Source organism: Breoghania sp. (genome assembly GCF_963674635.1).
In the GTDB taxonomy this organism is placed as follows: Bacteria; Pseudomonadota; Alphaproteobacteria; order Rhizobiales; family Stappiaceae; genus Breoghania.
Map to the genome: position 1 here is coordinate 1,704,647 of NZ_OY771475.1, position 20,110 is coordinate 1,724,756.

Genomic DNA, 20,110 nt, shown 5'->3' on the forward strand with positions numbered 1-20,110 from the left:
AACCTCAAGTGGAATATATATCAAATAATTATTCGACAAGATGCAGAGGGCCTCGGGACTTGCTTTCCCTCCCCCTGTCCGGTCCTCACACCTGCAGGAACCGCCTTGCGCCGTAGGGCGCCGGATCAATGATGGTGGGCGTTCCTGTCATCATTTCCGCGAGCAACCGTCCTGATATCGGTCCCGTTGTGAAGCCGATATGGCCGTGGCCAAAATCGAGCCACAGATTTTCGTGGCGCGGCGAGCGGGAGATGATCGGCAGGCTGTCAGCGAAACAGGGGCGCGAGCCCATCCACGGCTCGCTATCCACTTCCACGTCGATCGGGAAGAGCTTTTCGGCATAGGCCTTCGTCCGCGCGATCTGCACCGGCGTGGGCGGAGCATCCCGGTCGGCAAACTCGATCCCCGTGGTCAGCCGCACACCGCGCTCCATTGGCGTGATGACATAGCCATTGTCCCTGTCGAGCACGGGGCGATTGAGATACGCGCCGCCCAGCGGACGATAGTGGATGTGATAGCCACGCTTGACCAGCAATGGGAAATCGTAACCCAGCGGCTTCAACACGTCCGGCGACCACGGCCCCAGCGCGACAACCGCATGATCGGCCCAGAACTTTCCCTCGCGCGTCGTCACCATCCAGCCGCCCGAATTGGCCTCAAGGCTCGTGGCATCGCCGATCACGAAGCGCCCGCCACCGCGACGGAACAGGCCCGCATAGGCCTTGGTGACATCGCCGGGACTGGAGACGGATTCCGTATCCTGCCAGTGAATTGCCTTGTGGATGGCGCCCATCAGATGAGGCTCCAGATCACGAAGGGCCTCGCGCTCCAGCACCTCATAGCCCGCTCCGAAAATTCGAGCATAGTGCAGTTCGAGATCGGTTTCGGCGAAGCTTGCCGCCGAGCGATAGAGATGCAGCCAGCCATTTGAGCGGAAGTAACGGCTTGCTTGCGCCTCGCGGCTCAAAGCGTGGTGCTCGCGCACGGCGTGGCGTTCAAGCTGATCGACGGCACGGGCGAAGCGATCGATTGCGATGGAATCCGAATTAGCGCGCAATTGCAAAAGCCAGGGCATCGCCTTTCGCAACTCGGAAGGATGATAATGCGCCTCCGGGGACCGATTGAGCGCATATCGGATGAGTTTACGCAGCGAATCGGGGAATGTGATGGGTACGAACCCGTCACGCTCGATCACCCCGGCATTGCCGTGAGAGGTCTCCTCCCCCGGCTCCTTGCGGTCGACGAGCACGACGTTTCTGCCACGTTTCGCCAGGTGCAATGCCGCTGACACGCCAACGATACCGGCGCCAAGCACAAGCACATCAACCTTCTGCACCATCGGGAATCCCATCGAACGAACGGAAGCGAGGCGATAGTGTGCGCAAACGCCTGCCGAGAGCAAGATCAACATGTTAGGTGTGTCGACACATGTCCCTCAAGTTGATTTCTGAACTCCTTTGCATCCCGCGAGCAGGCCTCGGCTTTCTTGGCCGACAAGGCACGCGCGCCGTCGCGGCAAGCGCGATTGCAGGGCTCATGTTGCCCGCCTTTTCCGAAATCCTGCGCCCATGGATCCCGCACGCGATCTTTGCGCTGGTGGTACTGGCTTTCCTGCGCGTTGAACCTGCTGAAGTCGCGCGGCGCTTCAAACGTCCCTTGTTGATCGCGGTGGTGGTTGCGTGGATCATGGCCGCGGTCCCCTTTGCCGCCGGTCTCGCCGCCCATGCTTTCGGGCTGGAAGCGTGGTCGCCTGGCTTGATGCTCGCGCTCTTCATCGTGACAGCTGCCCCGCCGGTCATGTCCGCCCCAGCCTTCGCCTTTCTGATGGGTCTCGACGGCGCGCTCAGCCTTGCGGTGATGATTTCCTGCGTGCTGGTAGTTCCTCTTTCCGCCCCCTTCGTTGCCGGCTTTCTGCTTCAGGATGCGCTGCCGCTGGAACCCTTGATGCTGGCCCGCAACCTGGCGGGCCTGCTTGTCGGTGCGATGGCGGCGGCCTGGGCGATCCGCAAGCTTGCGGGGCCAGGCCGGCTGGAAGCCGCGCGGGTGGAGATCGACGGTTTCAATGTCGTGCTGCTGTTCATCTTCATGATTGCGGCAATGGATGGCGTGGTCGCGCGGATCTGGAGTGATCCGCTGCTCGTCATCGCCATCACCGCGCTCAGCTTCGCGGTCGCCGGCCTTCAGATCGTGCTGGCATATCTGGTGTTTGCCAGGCTGGGGCGGGCAGATGCCTTCACGGTCGCCCTGGCAACCGGCAACCGGAACATGGGGCTGATCGTTGCGGCGCTGGGCGGCGTGGTGCCCGATGTGACCTGGCTCTATTTCGCGCTCGGCCAATTTCCGATCTACATGTTGCCAATGATCCTGAAACCGGTCGCGCGGCGAATGGCGACAGGCGCGCCCGCCCTGTGATGTTCCGGTTCGAAAGCCGGGAAAGACGCCCCATTCCTGCGACCAGGTCGCGCAACGGCGCGTGGTGGCGATTGCCTCTCGCACGCCTTCGTGCTAGCGGGCAATCATCCACGTTCCGACAAGGCTGCGACCCATGACCTCCACGCTGATCGCCCCCTCCATGCTCGCTTCGGATTTCTCGCGTCTTCGCGACGAGATCAAGGCCGTGGAGGGCGCTGGAGCCGACTGGATTCATCTCGATGTGATGGATGGCCATTTCGTGCCCAACATCACGTTTGGGCCGGATGTCATCGCCGCCATGCGCCCGCATACCGACAAGGTGTTCGATACCCACCTGATGATCGCGCCGTGCGATGCCTATCTTGAGGCCTTCGCCAAGGCAGGCTCCGACATCATCACCGTGCATGCCGAAGCCGGGCCGCATCTCGATCGCTCGCTTCAGGCGATCCGCAATCTCGGCAAGAAGGCGGGCGTCTCGCTCAATCCCGGAACCCCGGAAGGCGTTCTGGAATATGTGCTCGACCGGATAGACCTCATTCTCGTGATGAGCGTCAATCCCGGCTTCGGCGGCCAAAAGTTCATTCCCGCTGTGATTGACAAGATCGCCCGCATCCGCGCCATGATCGGCGACCGTCCCATCGATATCGAGGTGGATGGTGGCGTGACGGCTGAAACCGCGCCGCTTGTTTCCGCCGTCGGCGCCAACGTTCTGGTGGCAGGCTCCGCCGTCTTCAAGGGCGGCTCGCCGGAACGCGCGGAAGTCTACGAGCGCCACATCCGGGCGATCCGTGCGACCGCCAACGCCGCGCGCGTCTGAAAGCACGAGACTTGCCAAGTCCGGCTGAGCGGGCTACCGTCGATGTTCTTGTTTTGTACGAGATGGACGGAGCCCGTTTTCCCCATGACGGCGGCAGTCGATACAGGTTCGGCGGATCCCTCGCCCGGTTCCGGCTGGTGCAGCTTCGAGACGCCCATCGGGCGCTGTCGTATGGGCTGGAGCGCCAAAGGTCTGACACGGCTTTGTCTGCCTGAACACACGCCCACCCGCGCCATCCCGCGTCCCGACGACGCCCCGGTTTTCGTGCGCGAGGCCCTTTCGCGGCTGGAGCGTTATTTCGCGGGCGAGCGGGAGGACTTTTCTGGAATTCCGCTTGATCTCGACGGCGTGGAACCGGCCCGGCAGACGCTTTACGCCGCCCTTTGCCGGATCGGCTGGGGCGAGACGGAAACCTATGGCTCGCTCGCCGCGATACTCGGGCAGCCGGGCGCTGCGCGCGCTGTCGGCCGCGCGATGGGGGCGAACCCGATCCCGGTGATCATTCCCTGCCACCGCATTCTGGCCGCAGGCGGGCGCATGGGCGGGTTCTCCGCACCGCAAGGGCTGACCACCAAGGCGGAGCTTCTGGCACTGGAGGGCGTCGTGCCGGAGGAAACGCGGCAACTCGGTTTTGGGTTCTAGATTTCGCCCATCGAAGAAATGCGGATTAGCTCTTCCTTAAGCCAGGCTGTCGTAGCGCTGGAACATGCTCAGATCATTCATCTTTGCTGCAGGAATATTTCTGTCCGTCAACGGCGCGGCAGCATCCTCCCACGTGCCATTGCGCAACATTCTCGATATCCACGACTGCCCGCGCATCGAGGATCTGGAAATCCGCTTCGGCTGCCTGCACTTTCGCACGCAGGGCACGACCAAGATCGCATCCAACAGATGCGGGGTGGAAATCCGCCAGCCCAATTGCGTGCTGAGCGGACCGGCGGACAATCCCGCCACCTGCATAGCGGCAGACGGGTATCCGGCAGCGTCTGCGATGCTGAAGGCAGGCGACGAATTCAGATATCCGGCGACGGAAAAGCGACGCTTCTGGCCCTATAGCTGCCGTCAGGCGCCGATGATCTGACGAGCCATGTCCACAAAAGCCGATCCAACGCACCTGCTTGCCCATGACCGCCCCCTCGTGATGTCATGTCGGGCAGGAAAGACCGCCAGCCTCCACTTAAACGACAGCCGATTGAGGGCCTGATGTTCGACCGACTGCATGCCACTTGCCTCTCATGGGCCGGCGCAATGGCGCTTGCCATAGGCGCGACCGTTGTTGCTGGCGAAGGCGGCCAGGCCCGGGCCGCCGATGCGGCTGAGCGCGCCATCATCGGCTTTTCCCCCGACGGGGCCTATTTCGCCTTCGAGCAATACGGCATTCAGGATGGGTCCGGCTTTCCCTATTCCGATGTTTTTGTTCTGGAAACAGCGACGGATAGCTGGGTGCGGGGCACCCCGGCGCGCGAGCTGGTCCGCAACGAGGCAGTGAGCGTCGATCAGGTTCGCCAGACCGCCCGCAAACGTATCGATCCCTATCTTTGGCGGCTGAATATCGGGGTGAACGGCAAGACGCTGGTTTCCGACCGGGCGGCGGATGCGCGCGATGCGGCCCGGTTCCTGCCCTTCACACTGGCCGATGACGGCGACAAACTGGGCCTTGGAACGGTCCGGCTCCGGTTGACCGAGATCGCCATGCCAAAGGAAGATTGCACAGCACTCGGCGTCAGCCCCCATGGCTACGCGCTCGTTTTGGAAAACGAAGCGGGCGAGCCCCTGCGCATCCTGCATGAGGACACCTCCATTCCCGCCTCGCGCGGCTGCCCGGTGCACTATGGGTTGTCGGATATCATCGTCTATCCGCGATCCGGCGAAGGACCGGTTCTGGTGGTACTGCTCTCCATCTACCAGTTCGGCTTCGAGGGGCTGGACCGGCGGTTTCTCGCGCTCTCAACCACCTTCGACACCAATCCAAGCACACAGTAAAAGCCGCGCGGTTCAAGGATGCCGTACTTCTTTCCACTCGCAGAATCGTGCCGCTTGATGTTAAAACCCGTCACATGAGTTGGAAACAGGGCGGGCGCGGATATCATCACGGCAATCTGAGGGAGGCGCTCATGCGCGCGGCGCTCGATCTCATTGCCGAAAAGGGCCCCTCCGGCTTCACCGTGGCGGAGGCCGCGCGCTCGGCAGGCGTCAGCCCGGCAGCGCCCTATCGGCATTTCCGTGACCGCGACGAGCTAATGATCGACGTGGCCCAGCAGGGTTTCGAACTCTTCGCCGAAACGCTGGAGACGGCCTGGAACAGAGGCAAGCCCGATGTGCGTGCCGCCTTCGAGCGGTTGGGGCGTGCCTATCTGGGCTTTGCGCGGTCCGAGCCGGCCTATTTCGCCACCATGTTCGAAGCCGGCTTGTCGCATGGTGCGTCGCCGGGACTGCGGGAGGCGGCGGACCGGGCCTATGGTGTGCTTCGCGAAGCGTCCGAGGCGCTTGTCGCGGAGTTTCCCGCCACGCGGCGTCCACCCGCTTCCATGGTCAGCTATCATATCTGGGCGATGTCGCATGGCATTGCCTCACTCTTTGCGCGCAACGACGAGGGACGGCGGAAGCTGCCCATGGCGCCGGAAGAGCTTCTGGAAGCGGGCATGCTGATCTACCTGGACGGTCTGACGCCCAAGGCAGACTGAGTGAACCTCGCAAAACCGAAGTCCCACATAGCGGCACATCCCCCTTTCTTGATGAGGAAAAACGCGGGGCTGCCACGTTTACCCGCCTGCTGCGCGCACGCGGCTTGGCCTTTGACGGTTTGCCGATCGCTCAAAACCGACAAGCCGCCCCCGCCCCGCTCTCACCGTTTTTCTCAAATCCTCAATGACTTACCCGTTTCAGGGCCAATGTTAATGCCCCTTGCAGGCGTCCCGCGCCGAAATTTCGATGCCTGCACCTTGCGCAAACCCGCGCAATTCCCCACGTCATAGCTTGTCGTAACGCTCTTGACAGGGCTCCATCCACGGGCCATGTTAATGTTATTCACATTTACACGAGGTCAATCATGACGGCAGCAGCATCTGTTGCGAACAAGCTTGACGAGATGGGGCGGCCCGCCTGGATCGCCGCCATGATCTTGGGCTTCATCATTTTCTGGCCGCTGGGACTGGCGGTCCTGGCCTACATGTTCTGGAGTGGACGGATGGGATGTTACGCACGCGGCAGTGACCGTTTCGAACGCAAGATGCACCGCATGCAGGAAAAGATGGATCGCATGCGTGCCCGGATGCGCGGCGAGGACCACTGGGATGCGACGCCTTCCAGCGGCAATTCGGCCTTCGACGAGTACAAGGCGGAAACGCTGCGCAGGCTGGAAGAGGAACAGGAAGCCTTCCATGACTTCCTCGAACAGCTTCGCAAGTCCAAGGACCGGGCCGAGTTCGACCAGTTCATGGCCGACCGTCGCCGCAAGGCGGATGCGCAAGAGGAAACCGCCGAACAGGCATCCGCCTGACGGCTCGGGACAGCGCTCCAAGCCCGCCCCTTCTCCATAATCCGCATCCCCCGCGATGCCCCCAATGCTGAAAACGCCCGCTGTCAAAAGCGGGCGTTTTTTTGCGTTCATTCGCGCGATATGCCCCTGCCCCCTTGCCCGCCAGTTGCGAGGAAGGCGAAAGTGGCTTTACGCTGCGTATCGTTTTCAAGCAGCGCTTTGCCAGTATTCCTTTCATGACGGGCGCCAGTCTTCCTTTCACGACGGGCAAATGCCCGATCACCGGAGATCTGACGGGTGAGCACGATCCATCTCCACCAGTTGATGCTGGTTTTCGCCGCTTATGTGATCACGGTGGCCAGCCCCGGTCCTTCGAACATGGCGATCATGGGGGTCGCCATGAACCACGGGCGACGCTCCGCCGTGGCGCTTGCGTTCGGCGTCGTGACGGGCAGCCAGTGCTGGGCGGTTCTGGCCGCCACCGGGCTTTCCGCCGTGCTTGCGACCTATGCAGAGGCGCTTTTCGTCATCAAGATTGCGGGCGGGCTCTATCTGCTCTGGCTCGCCTGCAAGGCCGCGAAATCAGCAATGACCGCACAGCCGTCGCAGGCTGTGGCGACCGGCCCGGGGTCCAGCCTGCTGAGGCATTACCGGCGCGGTCTGCTGATGCATCTCACCAATCCCAAGGCGGTTCTGGGCTGGATTGCGATCATGGCGCTGGGCCTGCACCCGGATGCCCCCGCCTATACGCTTCCCGCAATCCTCGCCGGGTGTCTGTTGCTGGGCATTCTCATTTTCGTCGGCTATGCGCTGGTTTTCTCCACCCGCCCCATGGTGCGCGCCTATCAGAAGGCGCGGCGCTGGATCGAGGGGGCGCTGGCCATGGTCTTTGGCTATGCGGGCCTGCGCCTGCTGCTTTCGCGCAGCTAGGCAGGCTCTGAACCGTCTGAAATGATGACTGCATGACGCTCACGATCCGAAACGCCGATGCCCGCCGCCTGCTGATCGACCTGCAAGGGCTTTCCATGCAGCCGCGCAACCGGCTCTCGCCCGATCAGCTTTACGCACTCATCGAGAAACTGGGCTTCGTGCAGCTCGACAGCATCCAGACCGTGGAGCGCGCGCATCACCACATTCTCCATTCGCGAAGCCAGTGCTACCGGCCCGCAGATCTCAAGCGGCTGCACGAGCGGGAGGGCCGCCTGTTCGAGAACTGGACCCATGACGCATCGGTGATCCCGGCTCCGTTCTATGGCTACTGGAAGCATCGCTTCGCGCGCGACGGGGCACGGCTCATGGAGCGTTTCACGCGCTGGCAGCGTGATGAATTCGCCCATGTGCTGGAAGACGTGCGCGCTCACATCGAGGCAAACGGCCCGACCATGGCGCGCGATCTCGGCAACGACAGCGGCCCGAAGAAGCGCAACGAGGGCTGGTGGGAGTGGCATCCGACCAAGACGGCGCTGGAATATCTGTGGCGTACGGGCGATCTCGCCGTCGTCCGGCGTCAGGGGTTCCAGAAAGTCTATGACCTGAGCGAACGCGCCATTCCGGCGGAGCATTTCGGCGCGCAAGTGTCGCACGAGGCCTTCGTGGACTGGGCATGTGCCAGCGCCATCGACCGGCTGGGCTTCGCCACACCTTCCGAGATTGCCGGTTTCTGGGACCTCATCGAACTCGATGAGGCGCGAAAATGGTGCGCCCGGGCACTGGAGCGGAGAGACCTTATCGAGGTTGGCGTGGAGAATGCCGATGGATCGGTGCGCGGCGCGCTTGCCCGCCCGGATATCGAGGCGGCGATTGCCGCTCCCCCTGAGCCGCCTTCGCGGCTTCGGGTTCTGAGCCCCTTCGATCCGCTCATCCGCGACCGGGCGCGCACTGAGCGGCTTTTCGGATATCGCTATCGCATCGAGATCTTCGTGCCAGAACCCAAGCGCGAATATGGCTATTATGTTTTCCCGCTCATGGAAGGCGATCGACTGGTCGGGCGCATCGACATGAAACACCATCGCAAGGAGGGCGAATTGCGCGTCGCTGGGCTGTGGTGGGAGCCGGGTATGCGCAAATCGGTCGGGCGTGCGGACAAACTGGAAGCGGAACTCGACCGCATCCGGGCGCTCACGGGGGCGGAACAGGTGACCTTCGCCGACACTGTCGGCACCTGAGGCACCACTGCCCCGCCCATTTTTTCGTGGACCGCGACTACTTCTGAACCATCGCATCCATGGCTGCCGGATAACGCCCACCCGCGATCTGATCCGGCGCGAAGGTGCGCGTCAGTAGATCGCGTTCCTCGGCCGTCAATTCAATGTCGGCGGCGGCGACGTTCTGTTCCAGATGCGCGATCCGCCGGGCGCCCGGAATCGGCACGATCGTGTCGCCCTGCCCGAGCACCCAGGCCAGAGCGACCTGTGCCGCCGTCACACCTTTGCGTCCGGCAATTTCCTCGATGACGCCGACGAGCTGACGGTTGGCTTCCGCGTTTTCCGCCTGGAAGCGAGGAAGCGTACGGCGGAAGTCCTTTTCGCCCAGCCCTTGCGTGGAGGTGACGGTGCCGGTCAGGAAGCCGCGCCCGAGCGGGCTGAAGGGCACGAAGCCGATGCCCAACTCCCGGCAGGTCTCAAGCACACCGTTTGTTTCCACGTCGCGCGTCCAGAGGGAATATTCACTCTGGAGAGCGGAAATGGGATGAACGGCATGGGCCTTTTTCAAGGTTTCCGCCGAGACTTCCGAAAGCCCGAGCGCGCGCACCTTGCCCTGGGCCACCAGATCCGCCATCGCGCCGACAGTGTCCTCGATCGGCACGTTCGGGTCGGCGCGGTGGAGGTAGTAGAGATCAATCACCTCGATTCCCAGTCGCTTGAGCGACGCCTCGGCCACTTCACGGGCATGTTCGGGACGCCCGTTCATTCCTGCGATCGCCCCCCAATCGGCATCGTCGGCGCTCAGTCTGAAGCCGAACTTGGTCGCAATCGTCACCTTGTCGCGAAACGGTGCCAGCGCCTTGCCGACCAGGATCTCGTTCTCGAACGGACCGTAGACTTCGGCAGTATCGAATAGCGTGACACCGAGATCGACGGCGCGGTGAAGGGTATCGATTGCAGCGCCGTGATCGTAGCCGCCATAGGCATGGCTCAACCCCATGCAGCCGAAGCCGACCGCCGAGACCTGCAACGTGGATCCAAGGTTTCTTGTTTTCATCATCTCAATCCTTTCGCGGAAATTCCATTCGCTCCCATGACGACATGAACCGCAAGATAAGCGCCTTCGCTGATTAGATAAGTCGTGCAAATGAGATCGGGCTGTTCTATTTTTTCGCACAATGAACCGGACACGCCTCCCCCAGCTCCTCGTTTTCGCGACCGTTGCCCGCTCCGGCAGTTTCCGCGCCGCCGCGCGCCAGCTCGGCATCGCGCCCTCCGCCGTCAGCCACGCCGTTTCGGCGCTCGAAGCCTCGCTCGCTACAAGATTGCTGGCGCGCACCACACGCAGCACGCAACTGACCGAGGAAGGTCAGCGGCTGCTCGCACGGGTCGACGAGCCGCTGGCGGAAATCGAGGCAGGGTTTTCGGAACTGATCGACAAGGAGCGCGCGCCCGCTGGGCCGTTGCGGCTCACCATGCCCGCTCTCATCGCCGAAGACATGATCATGCCGCGTCTGAGCGCCTTCCTTGACCGCTATCCGGCGATCGAACTCGACATCCGCACCAACGATGCGTTCGAGGATCTGGTCGAGACCGGTTGCGATGCCGGGTTGCGGCTCGGCGAGCATCTCTCCCCCGACATGATCGCGGTCAGGGCCAGCGGCCCGCGTCGCGGGTGGGTCGTCGGGTCTCCGGATTATCTGGAGCGGTACGGCACGCCCAAACATCCGCGGGACCTTGCCGCGCATCGCTGCATCCGTCGTCGCTTTTCAAGCGGCCAGATCTATCGCTGGGAACTGGAAAAGGACGGGCAGGAACTGACCGTTTCGGTCTCCGGCCCGCTGATCCTGCCGCGTCAGGATCTGATCCGGCAGGCGGCGGTGGACGGCATCGGCCTCGCCTTTATCTTTGAAGAGGCGGCAGTGAAGGATATCGCGGCCGGACGCCTTGTCAGCGTCATGGAAGACTGGTGTGCGCCTTTCGACGGCGTCTACATCTATACGCCTTCGCGCAAATATATGCGCCCCGCCCTTCGTGCCTTCATCGACTTCTATCGCGTTCGCGGCTGAAGAGCCCTCGCACCGGATCATCGTGCCCGAACCCAAGAGCGAATATGGCTGTTACGTTTTCCCGCTCGTGGAAGGCGATCGACTGGTCACCTGCATCGACATGAAACACCATCGCAAGGAGGGCGAATTGCGCGTCGCTGGGCTGTGGTGGGAGCCGGGTTTGTGCAAATCGACCGGGCGTGGGGACAAACTGGAGGCGGAACTCGACCGCATCCGGGCGTTCAAGGGGGCGGAACGGGTAGAGTTCCAGAGCGCAGACCTGTCAGGCCCCTGCTTGCGCCCGGTGCATTTCAAATCTATCAAAAACGCGATTGATACTTATCGCGTTTTCTCCGGAGACCTCCGCTCGTCATGCGCATTCTGATCGTATTCGCCGTATCGCTCCTGCTTGCGTCTTGCGCGGGTACCAAGGTTGCAGAACTATCAGAACGGGGCACCCAGCTGAATATCCAACCGGGACGTCCCTATATCGCCACCTTCTTTCGCGCCAACGGCCCGACGCTTGGCGACTTCAAAAGAGAGAGAATCTACCACTTTTGCCCTGTCGGGGAAGACGGCAGCTTCGAAGGATGCCGCGAAAAAAACGGGTTTGCATTTGAGCCCCTCACTGCCGAAAAAATGGCATTTACCAAAAGCGTACCCGTTGCCGGAATGCCGGGTTGGCGGATGTTCCTGCTGATCGGAAAGATGAACGGAACCGGGCTTCATGCCTTCACCAATCGAAGGACGATCCCCGGAACCCTGCCCAATCGGAACGAGAGGGTCGGCACGTTCAGCTATACGGCACACTTTGCGCCAGACAGAATTGTCGTCATTCCGCCCTCGGGCACCAAGATCGATTGGGCGGCCAAAGCTCGGGAAAGCCTTATGGCCGGACTTGGCAGCAAGGTCAGCGAGTTGGAGTTCGTGCAGGCCGAACGCGTCTCGATCGAATGCAAAGACGTCAAGAGCATCTTCGGTCTCGACGCCCCGGGCGTCGTCGAATGCAAGATCATCGACTAGAGAACACAGGCCAGCGGACCGAGACTGACGCCCTCGCGCCCAATCTCGGCCCTCGCCCCCCCCCAAACAATCGCAACGGTTTCTAGAGGCTTTTCCTGCTAGAACTGAAACATGACCGCCCAGCCGAGCCATCCTGTCAGGCCGTTTGTCGAACGTCGCCGCACTGACCGGCGCAAGCCGCGTGTGCCGGTTGCGCGGCTCATCGGCAAGCTCGTGACTATTGCAGGGGCATGGGGCGCAGCGATGGTCCTCATCGCTTTCTCCCGGCTCTACGGCGAGGCGCAGGCCGTTGACGGGCGCATGGCCGTCATTCTCGCGATCTTCTTTGCAGGCGGTGTCATCGGCGCGCTGACGGGCTTCCCGACAGCCGTCATCCTCGTCATGCGCAGGCCGCAAAAATCGGCCCGCTTTGCGGCCATGGTGGTGTCGCTGACGCTCGGCACGGTAGGGTTCACCGGTTTTCTCTTCTACCTGCATTTCAATCGCTACTACGCGGCATGGCATGCGGAACCGTTTACGACCGAGTGGTTCTGGCAAACGTTTTTCACAGGCGCGCAGGCGGTCTACATTTTTGCGGTCAACGGGCTGCCCTTGCTCTTTCCCGCCGGTATTCCGCTGCTTTTTGCAGCCGGACTGATGTTCTCCCGCACCGACGGACGGCGCGGCGCGGGGCGGGACCGACGCGGCACGCCCGCAGATCGCAGGCCAGAACCGGCAAGCCAGCAATTGTGATCGGCCCGGATTCCTGCTAGACGGCGCGCAAATCCCCCTTCTTCAAGATGAGGCCCGCGCCGATGATCCCGCGCTATTCCCGCTCCGACATGACGTCTATCTGGTCGCCGGAGGCCAAGTTCCGCATCTGGTTCGAGATCGAGGCGCATGCCGCAGACGCGCTGGCCGAACTCGGCGTCATCCCGAAGGAGGCTGCGGCAACCATCTGGGCCAAGGCCAAGGATGCCGAATTCGATATCGAGCGCATTGACGAGATCGAGCGCGAGACCAAGCACGACGTCATCGCCTTCCTGACGCATCTGGCGGAGATCGTCGGGCCGGAAGCGCGCTTCGTCCATCAGGGAATGACCTCCTCCGACGTTCTGGACACCTGCCTCGCCGTGCAGCTGGCGCGCGCCGCCGACCTTCTGATTGCCGATCTCGACAAGCTGCTTGAGGCCATCAAGCGCCGCGCGATCGAGCACAAGGACACCGTCACCATCGGTCGTTCGCACGGCATTCACGCCGAGCCGGTGACCTTCGGCCTCAAACTCGCCCAGGCCTATGCCGAGTTCGAGCGCAACCGCGAACGCCTCGTCGCCGCCCGCAAGGACGTTGCGACCTGTGCCATCTCCGGCGCCGTCGGCACATTCGCCAATATCGATCCGCGCGTGGAAGAGCATGTCGCGGAAAAGCTCGGCCTTTCGGTGGAGCCGGTTTCCACGCAGGTGATCCCGCGCGACCGTCACGCCATGTTCTTCGCGACGCTCGGTGTCATCGCCTCGTCCGTGGAACGGCTTGCCATCGAGGTCCGTCACCTGCAGCGTACGGAAGTTCTGGAAGCGGAAGAGTATTTCTCGCCCGGCCAGAAGGGTTCCTCCGCCATGCCGCACAAGCGCAACCCGGTGCTGACGGAAAACCTCACCGGCCTTGCCCGCATGGTGCGTTCCTACGCCCTTCCTGCGATGGAAAACGTCGCCCTGTGGCACGAGCGCGATATCTCGCACTCTTCCGTGGAGCGCATGATCGGCCCGGATGCGACCGTCACGCTGGACTTCGCGCTGGTGCGCCTGACCGGTGTCATCGACAAGCTGGTCGTCTATCCCGAACGCATGGTCGGCAACATGGACCGTCTCGGCGGGCTCGTACATTCCCAGCGCATCCTGCTGGCGCTGACGCAGGCCGGTTGCTCGCGCGAGGACGCCTATCGCCTTGTCCAGCGCAACGCCATGAAGGTGTGGGACAGCTACCACGTCTCCGGTTCGGCCACGGTCGATTTCCTCGAACAGCTTCTGGCCGATGAGGACGTGCGCTCCCACCTTTCGGAAGAAGAAATTCGCGAGCGGTTCGATCTCGGCTACCACACCAAGCATGTGGATACGATCTTCAAGCGGGTCTTCGGCGAAGCCTGACCTTCAAACAGGAGGCGAGCGTCTTCCATGAAAGCGTCCCAAGCAGATATTCTCATCATCCCGGGTCTCGGCAATTCCGGACCCGACCACTGGCAGACGCGTTGGCAGGCCAAGCTTTCCACCGCCCGCCGGGTGGAGATGGGAAACTGGGACCGGCCGCACCTGACGGACTGGGTGGAGAGGCTGACACGAGCCGTCAACACGGCAAAGAAGCCGGTCATCCTGGTCGCCCACTCGCTGGGTGTGGTGACCGTCGCCCATGCGGCCCCGCAATTCGATGAGGGCAAGGTGGCGGGGGCCTATCTCGTCGCAATGCCCGACATCGAAGACGCAAGCCTTCTGCCGGATGCGCTCAAGGGGTTCGCCACCGACCCAATCCCGCGCGCGCCCCTGCCCTTCCCCAGTGTGCTCGTCGCCAGCCGCACGGATCCTTATGCTGCCTGGACGAAAGCGGAGACGATCGCTCATGCGTGGGGTGCGCAATTTCAGGATGCGGGCGATGCCGGGCACATCAATGCCGAAAGCGGTCAGGGCCCGTGGCCGGAGGGCCTGCTGTCCTTTGCGAAGTTCATGTCGCGGCTCGGCTGAAGCTGCCGCACCCGTTGGCAAGTTTCCGGCTTGTCAGCCTGTATCAAACGCGGCCGCGGCGGCGCCTTTGGGTGTCTGATCATTCTGCGGCTGCGAGATGATGTCCTCTTGAAGAGCATGGAACCCGGGTTTAGGTACCCCTTGGAAGCGTCTTCCTTCCTCTCCCGCTCTTCCGGCAGCAGCTTCCTGCCTTGACTACGCAAAGAAAAGATCATGCATAAGAACAAACTTGTTGTCGTCGGCGTCGGACACGTCGGCTCCTATGTGCTTGCCGACGCCATGAAGCTCGGGCTCTTTGCGGAAATCGGCGTCATCGACGTTCTGGAAAACGTCGCCTATGGCGAGGCGCTGGACCAGGCGCAGGCCACCGCGCTCACCTACATGAACAATGTGACCGTGAGCTCAGGCGGATACGAGCAATGCACGGATGCGGACGTCATCATCGTTGCCGCGGGCCCCAGCGTCATTCCGGATCCGGACGATCCCACAGCCGAACCAGATCGCACGCTTTTGACAAAGACCAACTGCGCCGTGATCCGTGATGTCATGGCCGGGATCACCCAGCACACCAGGGATGCCATCGTCATCCTGATCACCAATCCGCTGGATACGATGGTCTATATCGCGGAAAACGAATTCGGATACCCGAGGGGCCGCGTTTTTGGCACCGGAACCATGCTGGATTCCGCGCGGCTGCGCAGGCTCATCGCAGAAACCTATGACGTCGATCCCAAGTCGGTCACCGGCTACATGATGGGCGAACATGGCAGCACGGCCTTCCCAGTGCTGAGCCATGTCAACGTGGCGGGCATCCCCTTTGCCAAGCTCGACGCCTATTTCACGCCCAGCCAGAACATTCAGGATCCGGAGATCGTGAAGGCCAAGATCATCAGCGCGGCCTACGAGGTCTTCAACGGCAAGGGCTGGACCAATGCCGGTGTTGCCCAGTCAGCTGTTACCATGGCCAAGGCGGTCCTGCTGGACGAGCGCAGCGTCTATCCGGCCTGCACCACGTTGCGTGGCCAGTATGGTCATGACGGGGACGTGGCGCTGAGCATGCCGTGCATCATCGGCCGCGAGGGTATCCTCAAGCAGCTGCCGGTCACGCTGAACGCGTGGGAGAGCGAAAAGATGAAGGCCTCGATAGCCTTCATCCAAGGCACCATGCGCGATGCAAAGACAGGGCCTGATACCACACACTGACCGGCCCATATCCGCTCAAAAGAAAAGCGATCCGCAAACACATATCTGCGGATCGCTTTTTTGTTCGGGTCCGCCTTACCCACTCACCCGATGGCGTTGAGCTCAGCCATCACATCGTCGGGCAGGTCCAGACCCGCGGCCTCGATGTTCTCACGCAAATGCGCGCGCGACGACGTTCCGGGGATAAGCACCATGTTCGGCGCACGGCGCAGCAGCCATGCCAGCGCCACCTGCATCGGCGTCGCCTCCAGCTTTGCGGCAACCGCATCCAGCGTGTCGGACTGAAGCGGGGTGAAGCCGCCGAGCGGGAAATAGGGCACGAAGGCCGTGCCGTGCTCCGCCAGTTCATCGATCAGCGGATCATCCTTGCGGCTGGCAACATTGTACATGTTCTGCACACAGACGATTTCGCAGATCCCCCGCCCTTCCGCCACCTGCCGCGCAGTGGCATGGCTGAGGCCGATGTGCTTGATGAGCCCCTTGGCCTGAAGCTCGGCGAGAGCCGTCAGAGGTTCCTCGATGGGCCCTTCGGCAGGCGCATGAGGATCGAACATGAGACGAAGGTTCACCACCTCCAGCACGTCCAGAGCCAGGTTCTTGAGGTTGTCGTGGACAGCCTGTGTCAGTGCCTGTGGCGAAAACGCCGGTTTCCAGGAGGCATCCGTCCCGCGTACAGCACCGACCTTGGTGACGATGACCAGATCGTCGCGATAGGGATGCAACGCTTCGCGGATGATCTCATTGGTGACGTGAGGCCCGTAGAAGTCGCTGGTGTCGATGTGATCGACACCGAGCTCAACCGCCTCGCGCAGCACGGCAAGTGCCTCCGCGCGGTCCTTGGGCGGGCCAAAGACGCCCGGACCCGCAAGCTGCATCGCGCCATAACCGATCCGCTTCACCGGACGATCGCCCAAGGTGAAGGTGCCAGCCTTGTCAATCACGCTCATGAGAAACTCCTGATGCCTTGCGGCCTGCCCTCAGGTCGCCACAAGCAAGACAAAATAGGACACAAGAAACCGATTGCCCGCGATAAATCGGGCCAAGACTCAGAAATTTCTCATCCCGCCCTTCCGGGCAGCGCTCAGGCCGGATGCCCACCGCGTGGATTGAGCAATCCGCTGAGCCGCCGGGCGACAAAATAGCTTGCCGGCACGGCGATGATCACCCCGCATAGAACAGCCAGCAGGACCGCGCGAAAATCAATCTCTCCGACCCCGAAAACCGACAAGGGGATCAGAGCGCCGATGCCCGCAAGCGTCGGAGCGGCAATGATGAAAATGATAATGGCGAGCTTCCACATGACCCGAATTCCTCCTGAGTTCGGAACAGGGCCCGGATATCGTTCCCGGACCCGCAGATCGTGGCCCACACGCGAAGCCTCTTTGCCCCGCTCCCCGTGCAGCCGCCGCATGCCCTAGAGTATCTCGCGCTCTTTAAATGAGTTCAACGCGATTTTTCGACACACAACACCATACTCACTTAAATTCTCGCCTTTTTAAAACCGCTTCTCCACGAATTAATATTATTCATATTAAACACACACTTGACCGAAGTGCAGAAACGCGGATCTCACACGCATCAGCTTGCCCAACTCATGCGCAAGGGGTCAGGCCCGCGTTCATCTCGCAGGCCTGCAATGACCAATCAGCGATGGCTGGGACCAATCAGTTATGGCTGGCTCGTTGTGTTTGCCGAGCGCTGGCTCAGCCTTCGGCGAATGGATCGTGCAACGCGGAGACACCGGCGCGAATGATGGCCTGGTCGCTCGCCCAGGAAATGAAGGTGAAGCCCATGTCGCGGGCCCTGCGAGCATCCTTGAGGGTGTTGCAATAAATGCCCGCAATCTTGCCGACCCGGATTGCAGCTGCGGCGATCCGGCCTGCGGCCTGCTGCACCTCCTCGCCGCTCGGCTCGCAGCGCGCGCCATCCGACAGGGCAATGGAGAGATCCGCCGGACCGACAAAGACGCCATCCAGCCCATCCACGGCAAGAATATCGTCCACCGCCTCCAGAGCAGCGCGCGTCTCTATCATGCCGAGGCCAAGCGTTTCGGCGTCCGCACTCATCAAATATGCCTGCCCCTCAGCCACGCCCTGCAATTCCATTGCCCGCCCCGGCCCCCAGCTACGGGTGCCAGCGGGGGGATACTTGATCTGGGAGACAAAGGCGGTCGCATCCTCCACAGATCCGATCATCGGCGCGATGATCGCCTGCGCGCCGGCGTCAAGCAGGCGCGATGCTGTCGCATAGTCGCCAACAGGCACCCGCGCGACCGGGTGCCCACCCGCATGCACGACAGCGGCGATGGACTGAACGACCGACGCGAAATCGTGCATCCCGTGCTGCATGTCCAGGGTCACGGCCTGATATCCCGCCCGAACGAGTACCTCCGGCAATACAGGCCCGGCCAGCGTCGACCATGCGGTGGCGATCGTCTCTCCGGCACGCAACCGGTTTGCCAAGGTCATTGCGGGTTCAATCATGGTCGTTCCTCATACTATGCCGATCTCGTAAGCCGACGAAAATGCAGCAATGGCAGCTGACGCATATCGTGCACAGCATCGCCGCCGTCAATTGGACCAGTCCGTGAGCGGTCGCCCCGCCTTGAACTTGAGTTTCTCCATATCCGCTGGAGCTGCAACAGTTTTTCGCGATGAGACCAATCCAAATAAAAAGGCCGCAGCGAGTATACCCGCTGCGGCCCCCAGAATTTTCAGACTGTGTCCGGCCTATTCGCCGGCCTTGACCTGTCGGACGGCCTCTTCCATGAGCTCGGCCATGACGCGGCGGATCTGATGATCCGACTGTTCGACCTTGCCGGCGTCGAAATCCGCACGAATCTTGGCGAACACATCCTCCTCGCCAGGCTCGTCGAAATCGGTGCGAACGATGGAGAGCGAATACTCCTTCGCTTGCTCGCCTGTCATGCCGAGTTTTTCGGCAGCCCATTCTCCCAACAGCCGGTTTCGACGCGCTGCGGCGCGAAACTGAAGCTCTTCGCTAATGGCGTACCCCTGTACAAAGGAATCCTTGCGATCATCAAACGTGCTCATGGTCTTCTCCTGCCCTGAGACCGGCCGCGAGCGTTGCGGCGGGGCAGCCCTTTGAGGGGCCACATTCCGTTCCTTAAATATGGCAATTCAAGACCTTGATAGCAACGCCTTTGCCACAATGCGGCTACTGAATAGCTATCGCTGCCGCCTAAATCAATGGCGCTGAAAACTGGTCGCGCCCCCGCCCGGCACCATCCCCATGTTTCGCTTCCCGGACGGGGGCAAAACTCCGCTCGCAGAGCCATGTCTGCCGATTGTACTTTGAACCCATTTCAGGTAGGTTCCAGCCTCACTCGCGGGAGAAACGTCACGATTCCAGTGCCGCCGGCAACGCAGCCATCGCGACAGGGAACGGAAAACGGAGTATCCATCGCAAATGGATTTCCTTAACAAACCACGGTACATACCCATGAATCGCCGCCGGCGCATCTATGAAGGCAAGGCCAAGATCCTCTATGAGGGACCGGAGCCCGGCACGCTCATCCAGCATTTCAAGGACGACGCGACCGCCTTCAACGCCAAGAAACACGAAGTCATCGACGGAAAAGGTGTGCTGAACAATCGCATCTCCGAATTCGTGTTCTCCAATCTGAACGCGATCGGTGTGCCGACCCACTTCATCCGCCGTCTCAACATGCGCGAACAGCTCATCCGCGAAGTGGAGATCATTCCGCTGGAGGTGGTCGTGCGCAACGTGGCGGCCGGCTCGCTGGCCAAGCGTCTCGGCCTTGAAGAAGGCATGCAGCTGCCGCGCTCGATCATCGAGTTCTACTACAAGAACGATGAACTCGACGACCCGATGGTCTCCGAAGAGCACATCACGGCCTTTGGCTGGGCTACGCCGCAGGAAATCGACGATGTGATGGCGCTGGCCATCCGCATCAACGACTTCCTCTCCGGCCTGTTCCTCGGCGCCGGCATCCGGCTTGTCGATTTCAAGATCGAATGCGGTCGCCTTTGGGAAGGCGAGATGATGCGCATCGTTCTTGCCGACGAGATTTCCCCCGACTCATGCCGTCTGTGGGACATCAAGACCAATGACAAGCTCGACAAGGACCGGTTCCGCCGCGACATGGGAGGCCTCGTGGAGGCCTATCAGGAAGTCGCGCGCCGTCTCGGCATCCTGATCGAGAACGACCGGCCGCACGGCTCCGGTCCGGTGCTTGTGAAGTAGCGCCGCTATGATGTAATTCGAACGCCCGTGCAACGAACCGGCACGGG

Annotated in this window: 23 protein-coding genes; 17 read left to right on the forward strand and 6 right to left on the reverse strand. The window is 61.8% G+C overall.

Going from position 1 to position 20,110, the window contains the following annotated elements:
- Positions 1-85 precede the first annotated feature (85 nt).
- Positions 86-1,339, reverse strand: a complete 1,254-nt coding sequence (locus ABGM93_RS07470) for an FAD-binding oxidoreductase (protein WP_321504905.1) — start codon at positions 1,337-1,339, stop codon at positions 86-88.
- A gap of 89 nt (positions 1,340-1,428) precedes the next feature.
- Between ABGM93_RS07470 and ABGM93_RS07475 the strand changes: the two genes are divergently transcribed.
- The 9 genes from ABGM93_RS07475 (at position 1,429) to ABGM93_RS07515 (ending at position 8,872) form a co-directional block, all read left to right on the forward strand.
- Positions 1,429-2,412 (forward strand): sodium:proton symporter, encoded by a 984-nt coding sequence (locus ABGM93_RS07475; protein ID WP_321504907.1) that lies wholly within the window; start codon positions 1,429-1,431, stop codon positions 2,410-2,412.
- A gap of 133 nt (positions 2,413-2,545) precedes the next feature.
- Entirely contained in the window at positions 2,546-3,229 is a 684-nt protein-coding gene (gene rpe, locus ABGM93_RS07480; RefSeq protein ID WP_319771852.1) for a ribulose-phosphate 3-epimerase, read from the forward strand.
- Positions 3,230-3,313: 84 nt separating this feature from the next.
- Positions 3,314-3,871 (forward strand): methylated-DNA--[protein]-cysteine S-methyltransferase, encoded by a 558-nt coding sequence (locus tag ABGM93_RS07485; RefSeq protein WP_321504911.1) that lies wholly within the window; start codon positions 3,314-3,316, stop codon positions 3,869-3,871.
- Between the two features lie 64 nt (positions 3,872-3,935).
- Entirely contained in the window at positions 3,936-4,310 is a 375-nt protein-coding gene (locus ABGM93_RS07490; RefSeq protein ID WP_321504913.1) for a hypothetical protein, read from the forward strand.
- Positions 4,311-4,477: 167 nt separating this feature from the next.
- On the forward strand, positions 4,478-5,212 hold the full coding sequence (locus ABGM93_RS07495) for a DUF2259 domain-containing protein (protein WP_321504915.1): 735 nt from the start codon (positions 4,478-4,480) through the stop codon (positions 5,210-5,212).
- Positions 5,213-5,286: 74 nt separating this feature from the next.
- Positions 5,287-5,913, forward strand: a complete 627-nt coding sequence (locus tag ABGM93_RS07500; RefSeq protein WP_321504917.1) for a TetR/AcrR family transcriptional regulator — start codon at positions 5,287-5,289, stop codon at positions 5,911-5,913.
- A gap of 365 nt (positions 5,914-6,278) precedes the next feature.
- Positions 6,279-6,728 (forward strand): DUF2852 domain-containing protein, encoded by a 450-nt coding sequence (locus tag ABGM93_RS07505; protein ID WP_321504919.1) that lies wholly within the window; start codon positions 6,279-6,281, stop codon positions 6,726-6,728.
- Between the two features lie 303 nt (positions 6,729-7,031).
- Complete coding sequence (locus ABGM93_RS07510; protein WP_321505780.1) at positions 7,032-7,637, forward strand: LysE family translocator; 606 nt, start codon at positions 7,032-7,034, stop codon at positions 7,635-7,637.
- Positions 7,638-7,669: 32 nt separating this feature from the next.
- Positions 7,670-8,872, forward strand: coding sequence for a crosslink repair DNA glycosylase YcaQ family protein (locus ABGM93_RS07515; protein WP_321504921.1), 1,203 nt, complete (start codon positions 7,670-7,672; stop codon positions 8,870-8,872).
- 37 nt (positions 8,873-8,909) lie between these two features.
- Here the strand turns inward: ABGM93_RS07515 and ABGM93_RS07520 are convergent, their stop codons facing one another.
- On the reverse strand, positions 8,910-9,908 hold the full coding sequence (locus ABGM93_RS07520) for an aldo/keto reductase (protein WP_321504923.1): 999 nt from the start codon (positions 9,906-9,908) through the stop codon (positions 8,910-8,912).
- Between the two features lie 121 nt (positions 9,909-10,029).
- Between ABGM93_RS07520 and ABGM93_RS07525 the strand changes: the two genes are divergently transcribed.
- The 7 genes from ABGM93_RS07525 (at position 10,030) to ABGM93_RS07555 (ending at position 15,836) form a co-directional block, all read left to right on the forward strand.
- Positions 10,030-10,920 (forward strand): LysR family transcriptional regulator, encoded by an 891-nt coding sequence (locus tag ABGM93_RS07525; RefSeq protein WP_321504927.1) that lies wholly within the window; start codon positions 10,030-10,032, stop codon positions 10,918-10,920.
- Positions 10,921-10,942: 22 nt separating this feature from the next.
- A complete protein-coding gene (locus ABGM93_RS07530) occupies positions 10,943-11,284 on the forward strand; it encodes a hypothetical protein (protein ID WP_321504929.1) in 342 nt (113 codons plus the stop codon).
- Positions 11,272-11,922, forward strand: a complete 651-nt coding sequence (locus tag ABGM93_RS07535) for a hypothetical protein (RefSeq protein WP_321504931.1) — start codon at positions 11,272-11,274, stop codon at positions 11,920-11,922. The genes ABGM93_RS07530 and ABGM93_RS07535 overlap by 13 nt, the downstream gene beginning before the upstream one ends.
- A 111-nt stretch (positions 11,923-12,033) precedes the next feature.
- The gene (locus ABGM93_RS07540; RefSeq protein ID WP_321504933.1) at positions 12,034-12,654 is read left to right on the forward strand and encodes a hypothetical protein; all 621 of its coding nucleotides are present in this window, start codon (positions 12,034-12,036) and stop codon (positions 12,652-12,654) included.
- A gap of 62 nt (positions 12,655-12,716) precedes the next feature.
- Positions 12,717-14,045, forward strand: a complete 1,329-nt coding sequence (gene purB / locus ABGM93_RS07545) for an adenylosuccinate lyase (protein ID WP_321504935.1) — start codon at positions 12,717-12,719, stop codon at positions 14,043-14,045.
- Between the two features lie 27 nt (positions 14,046-14,072).
- Positions 14,073-14,633: an alpha/beta hydrolase gene (locus ABGM93_RS07550; RefSeq protein ID WP_321504936.1), complete on the forward strand. Its 561-nt coding sequence runs from the start codon at positions 14,073-14,075 to the stop codon at positions 14,631-14,633.
- A gap of 213 nt (positions 14,634-14,846) precedes the next feature.
- Complete coding sequence (locus tag ABGM93_RS07555; RefSeq protein WP_321504938.1) at positions 14,847-15,836, forward strand: hypothetical protein; 990 nt, start codon at positions 14,847-14,849, stop codon at positions 15,834-15,836.
- 83 nt (positions 15,837-15,919) lie between these two features.
- On the opposite strand, the gene ABGM93_RS07560 is transcribed toward ABGM93_RS07555, so the two are convergent.
- The 4 genes from ABGM93_RS07560 to ABGM93_RS07575 all read right to left on the reverse strand — a co-directional run bounded on the left by ABGM93_RS07560 (position 15,920) and on the right by ABGM93_RS07575 (position 18,889).
- Complete coding sequence (locus ABGM93_RS07560) at positions 15,920-16,783, reverse strand: aldo/keto reductase family oxidoreductase (protein ID WP_321504940.1); 864 nt, start codon at positions 16,781-16,783, stop codon at positions 15,920-15,922.
- 134 nt (positions 16,784-16,917) lie between these two features.
- Positions 16,918-17,136 carry a hypothetical protein gene (locus ABGM93_RS07565; protein ID WP_319771868.1) on the reverse strand — a complete coding sequence of 73 codons (219 nt, stop codon included), beginning with the start codon at positions 17,134-17,136 and terminating at the stop codon, positions 16,918-16,920.
- Positions 17,137-17,539: 403 nt separating this feature from the next.
- Positions 17,540-18,319: an aldolase/citrate lyase family protein gene (locus ABGM93_RS07570; RefSeq protein WP_321504945.1), complete on the reverse strand. Its 780-nt coding sequence runs from the start codon at positions 18,317-18,319 to the stop codon at positions 17,540-17,542.
- Between the two features lie 246 nt (positions 18,320-18,565).
- Positions 18,566-18,889, reverse strand: coding sequence for a DUF1476 domain-containing protein (locus ABGM93_RS07575; RefSeq protein WP_321504947.1), 324 nt, complete (start codon positions 18,887-18,889; stop codon positions 18,566-18,568).
- 376 nt (positions 18,890-19,265) lie between these two features.
- On the opposite strand from ABGM93_RS07575, the gene purC reads away from it, so the two are divergent.
- Positions 19,266-20,063 carry a phosphoribosylaminoimidazolesuccinocarboxamide synthase gene (gene purC / locus ABGM93_RS07580; protein WP_319771871.1) on the forward strand — a complete coding sequence of 266 codons (798 nt, stop codon included), beginning with the start codon at positions 19,266-19,268 and terminating at the stop codon, positions 20,061-20,063.
- The last annotated feature ends 47 nt before the right edge of the window (positions 20,064-20,110 follow it).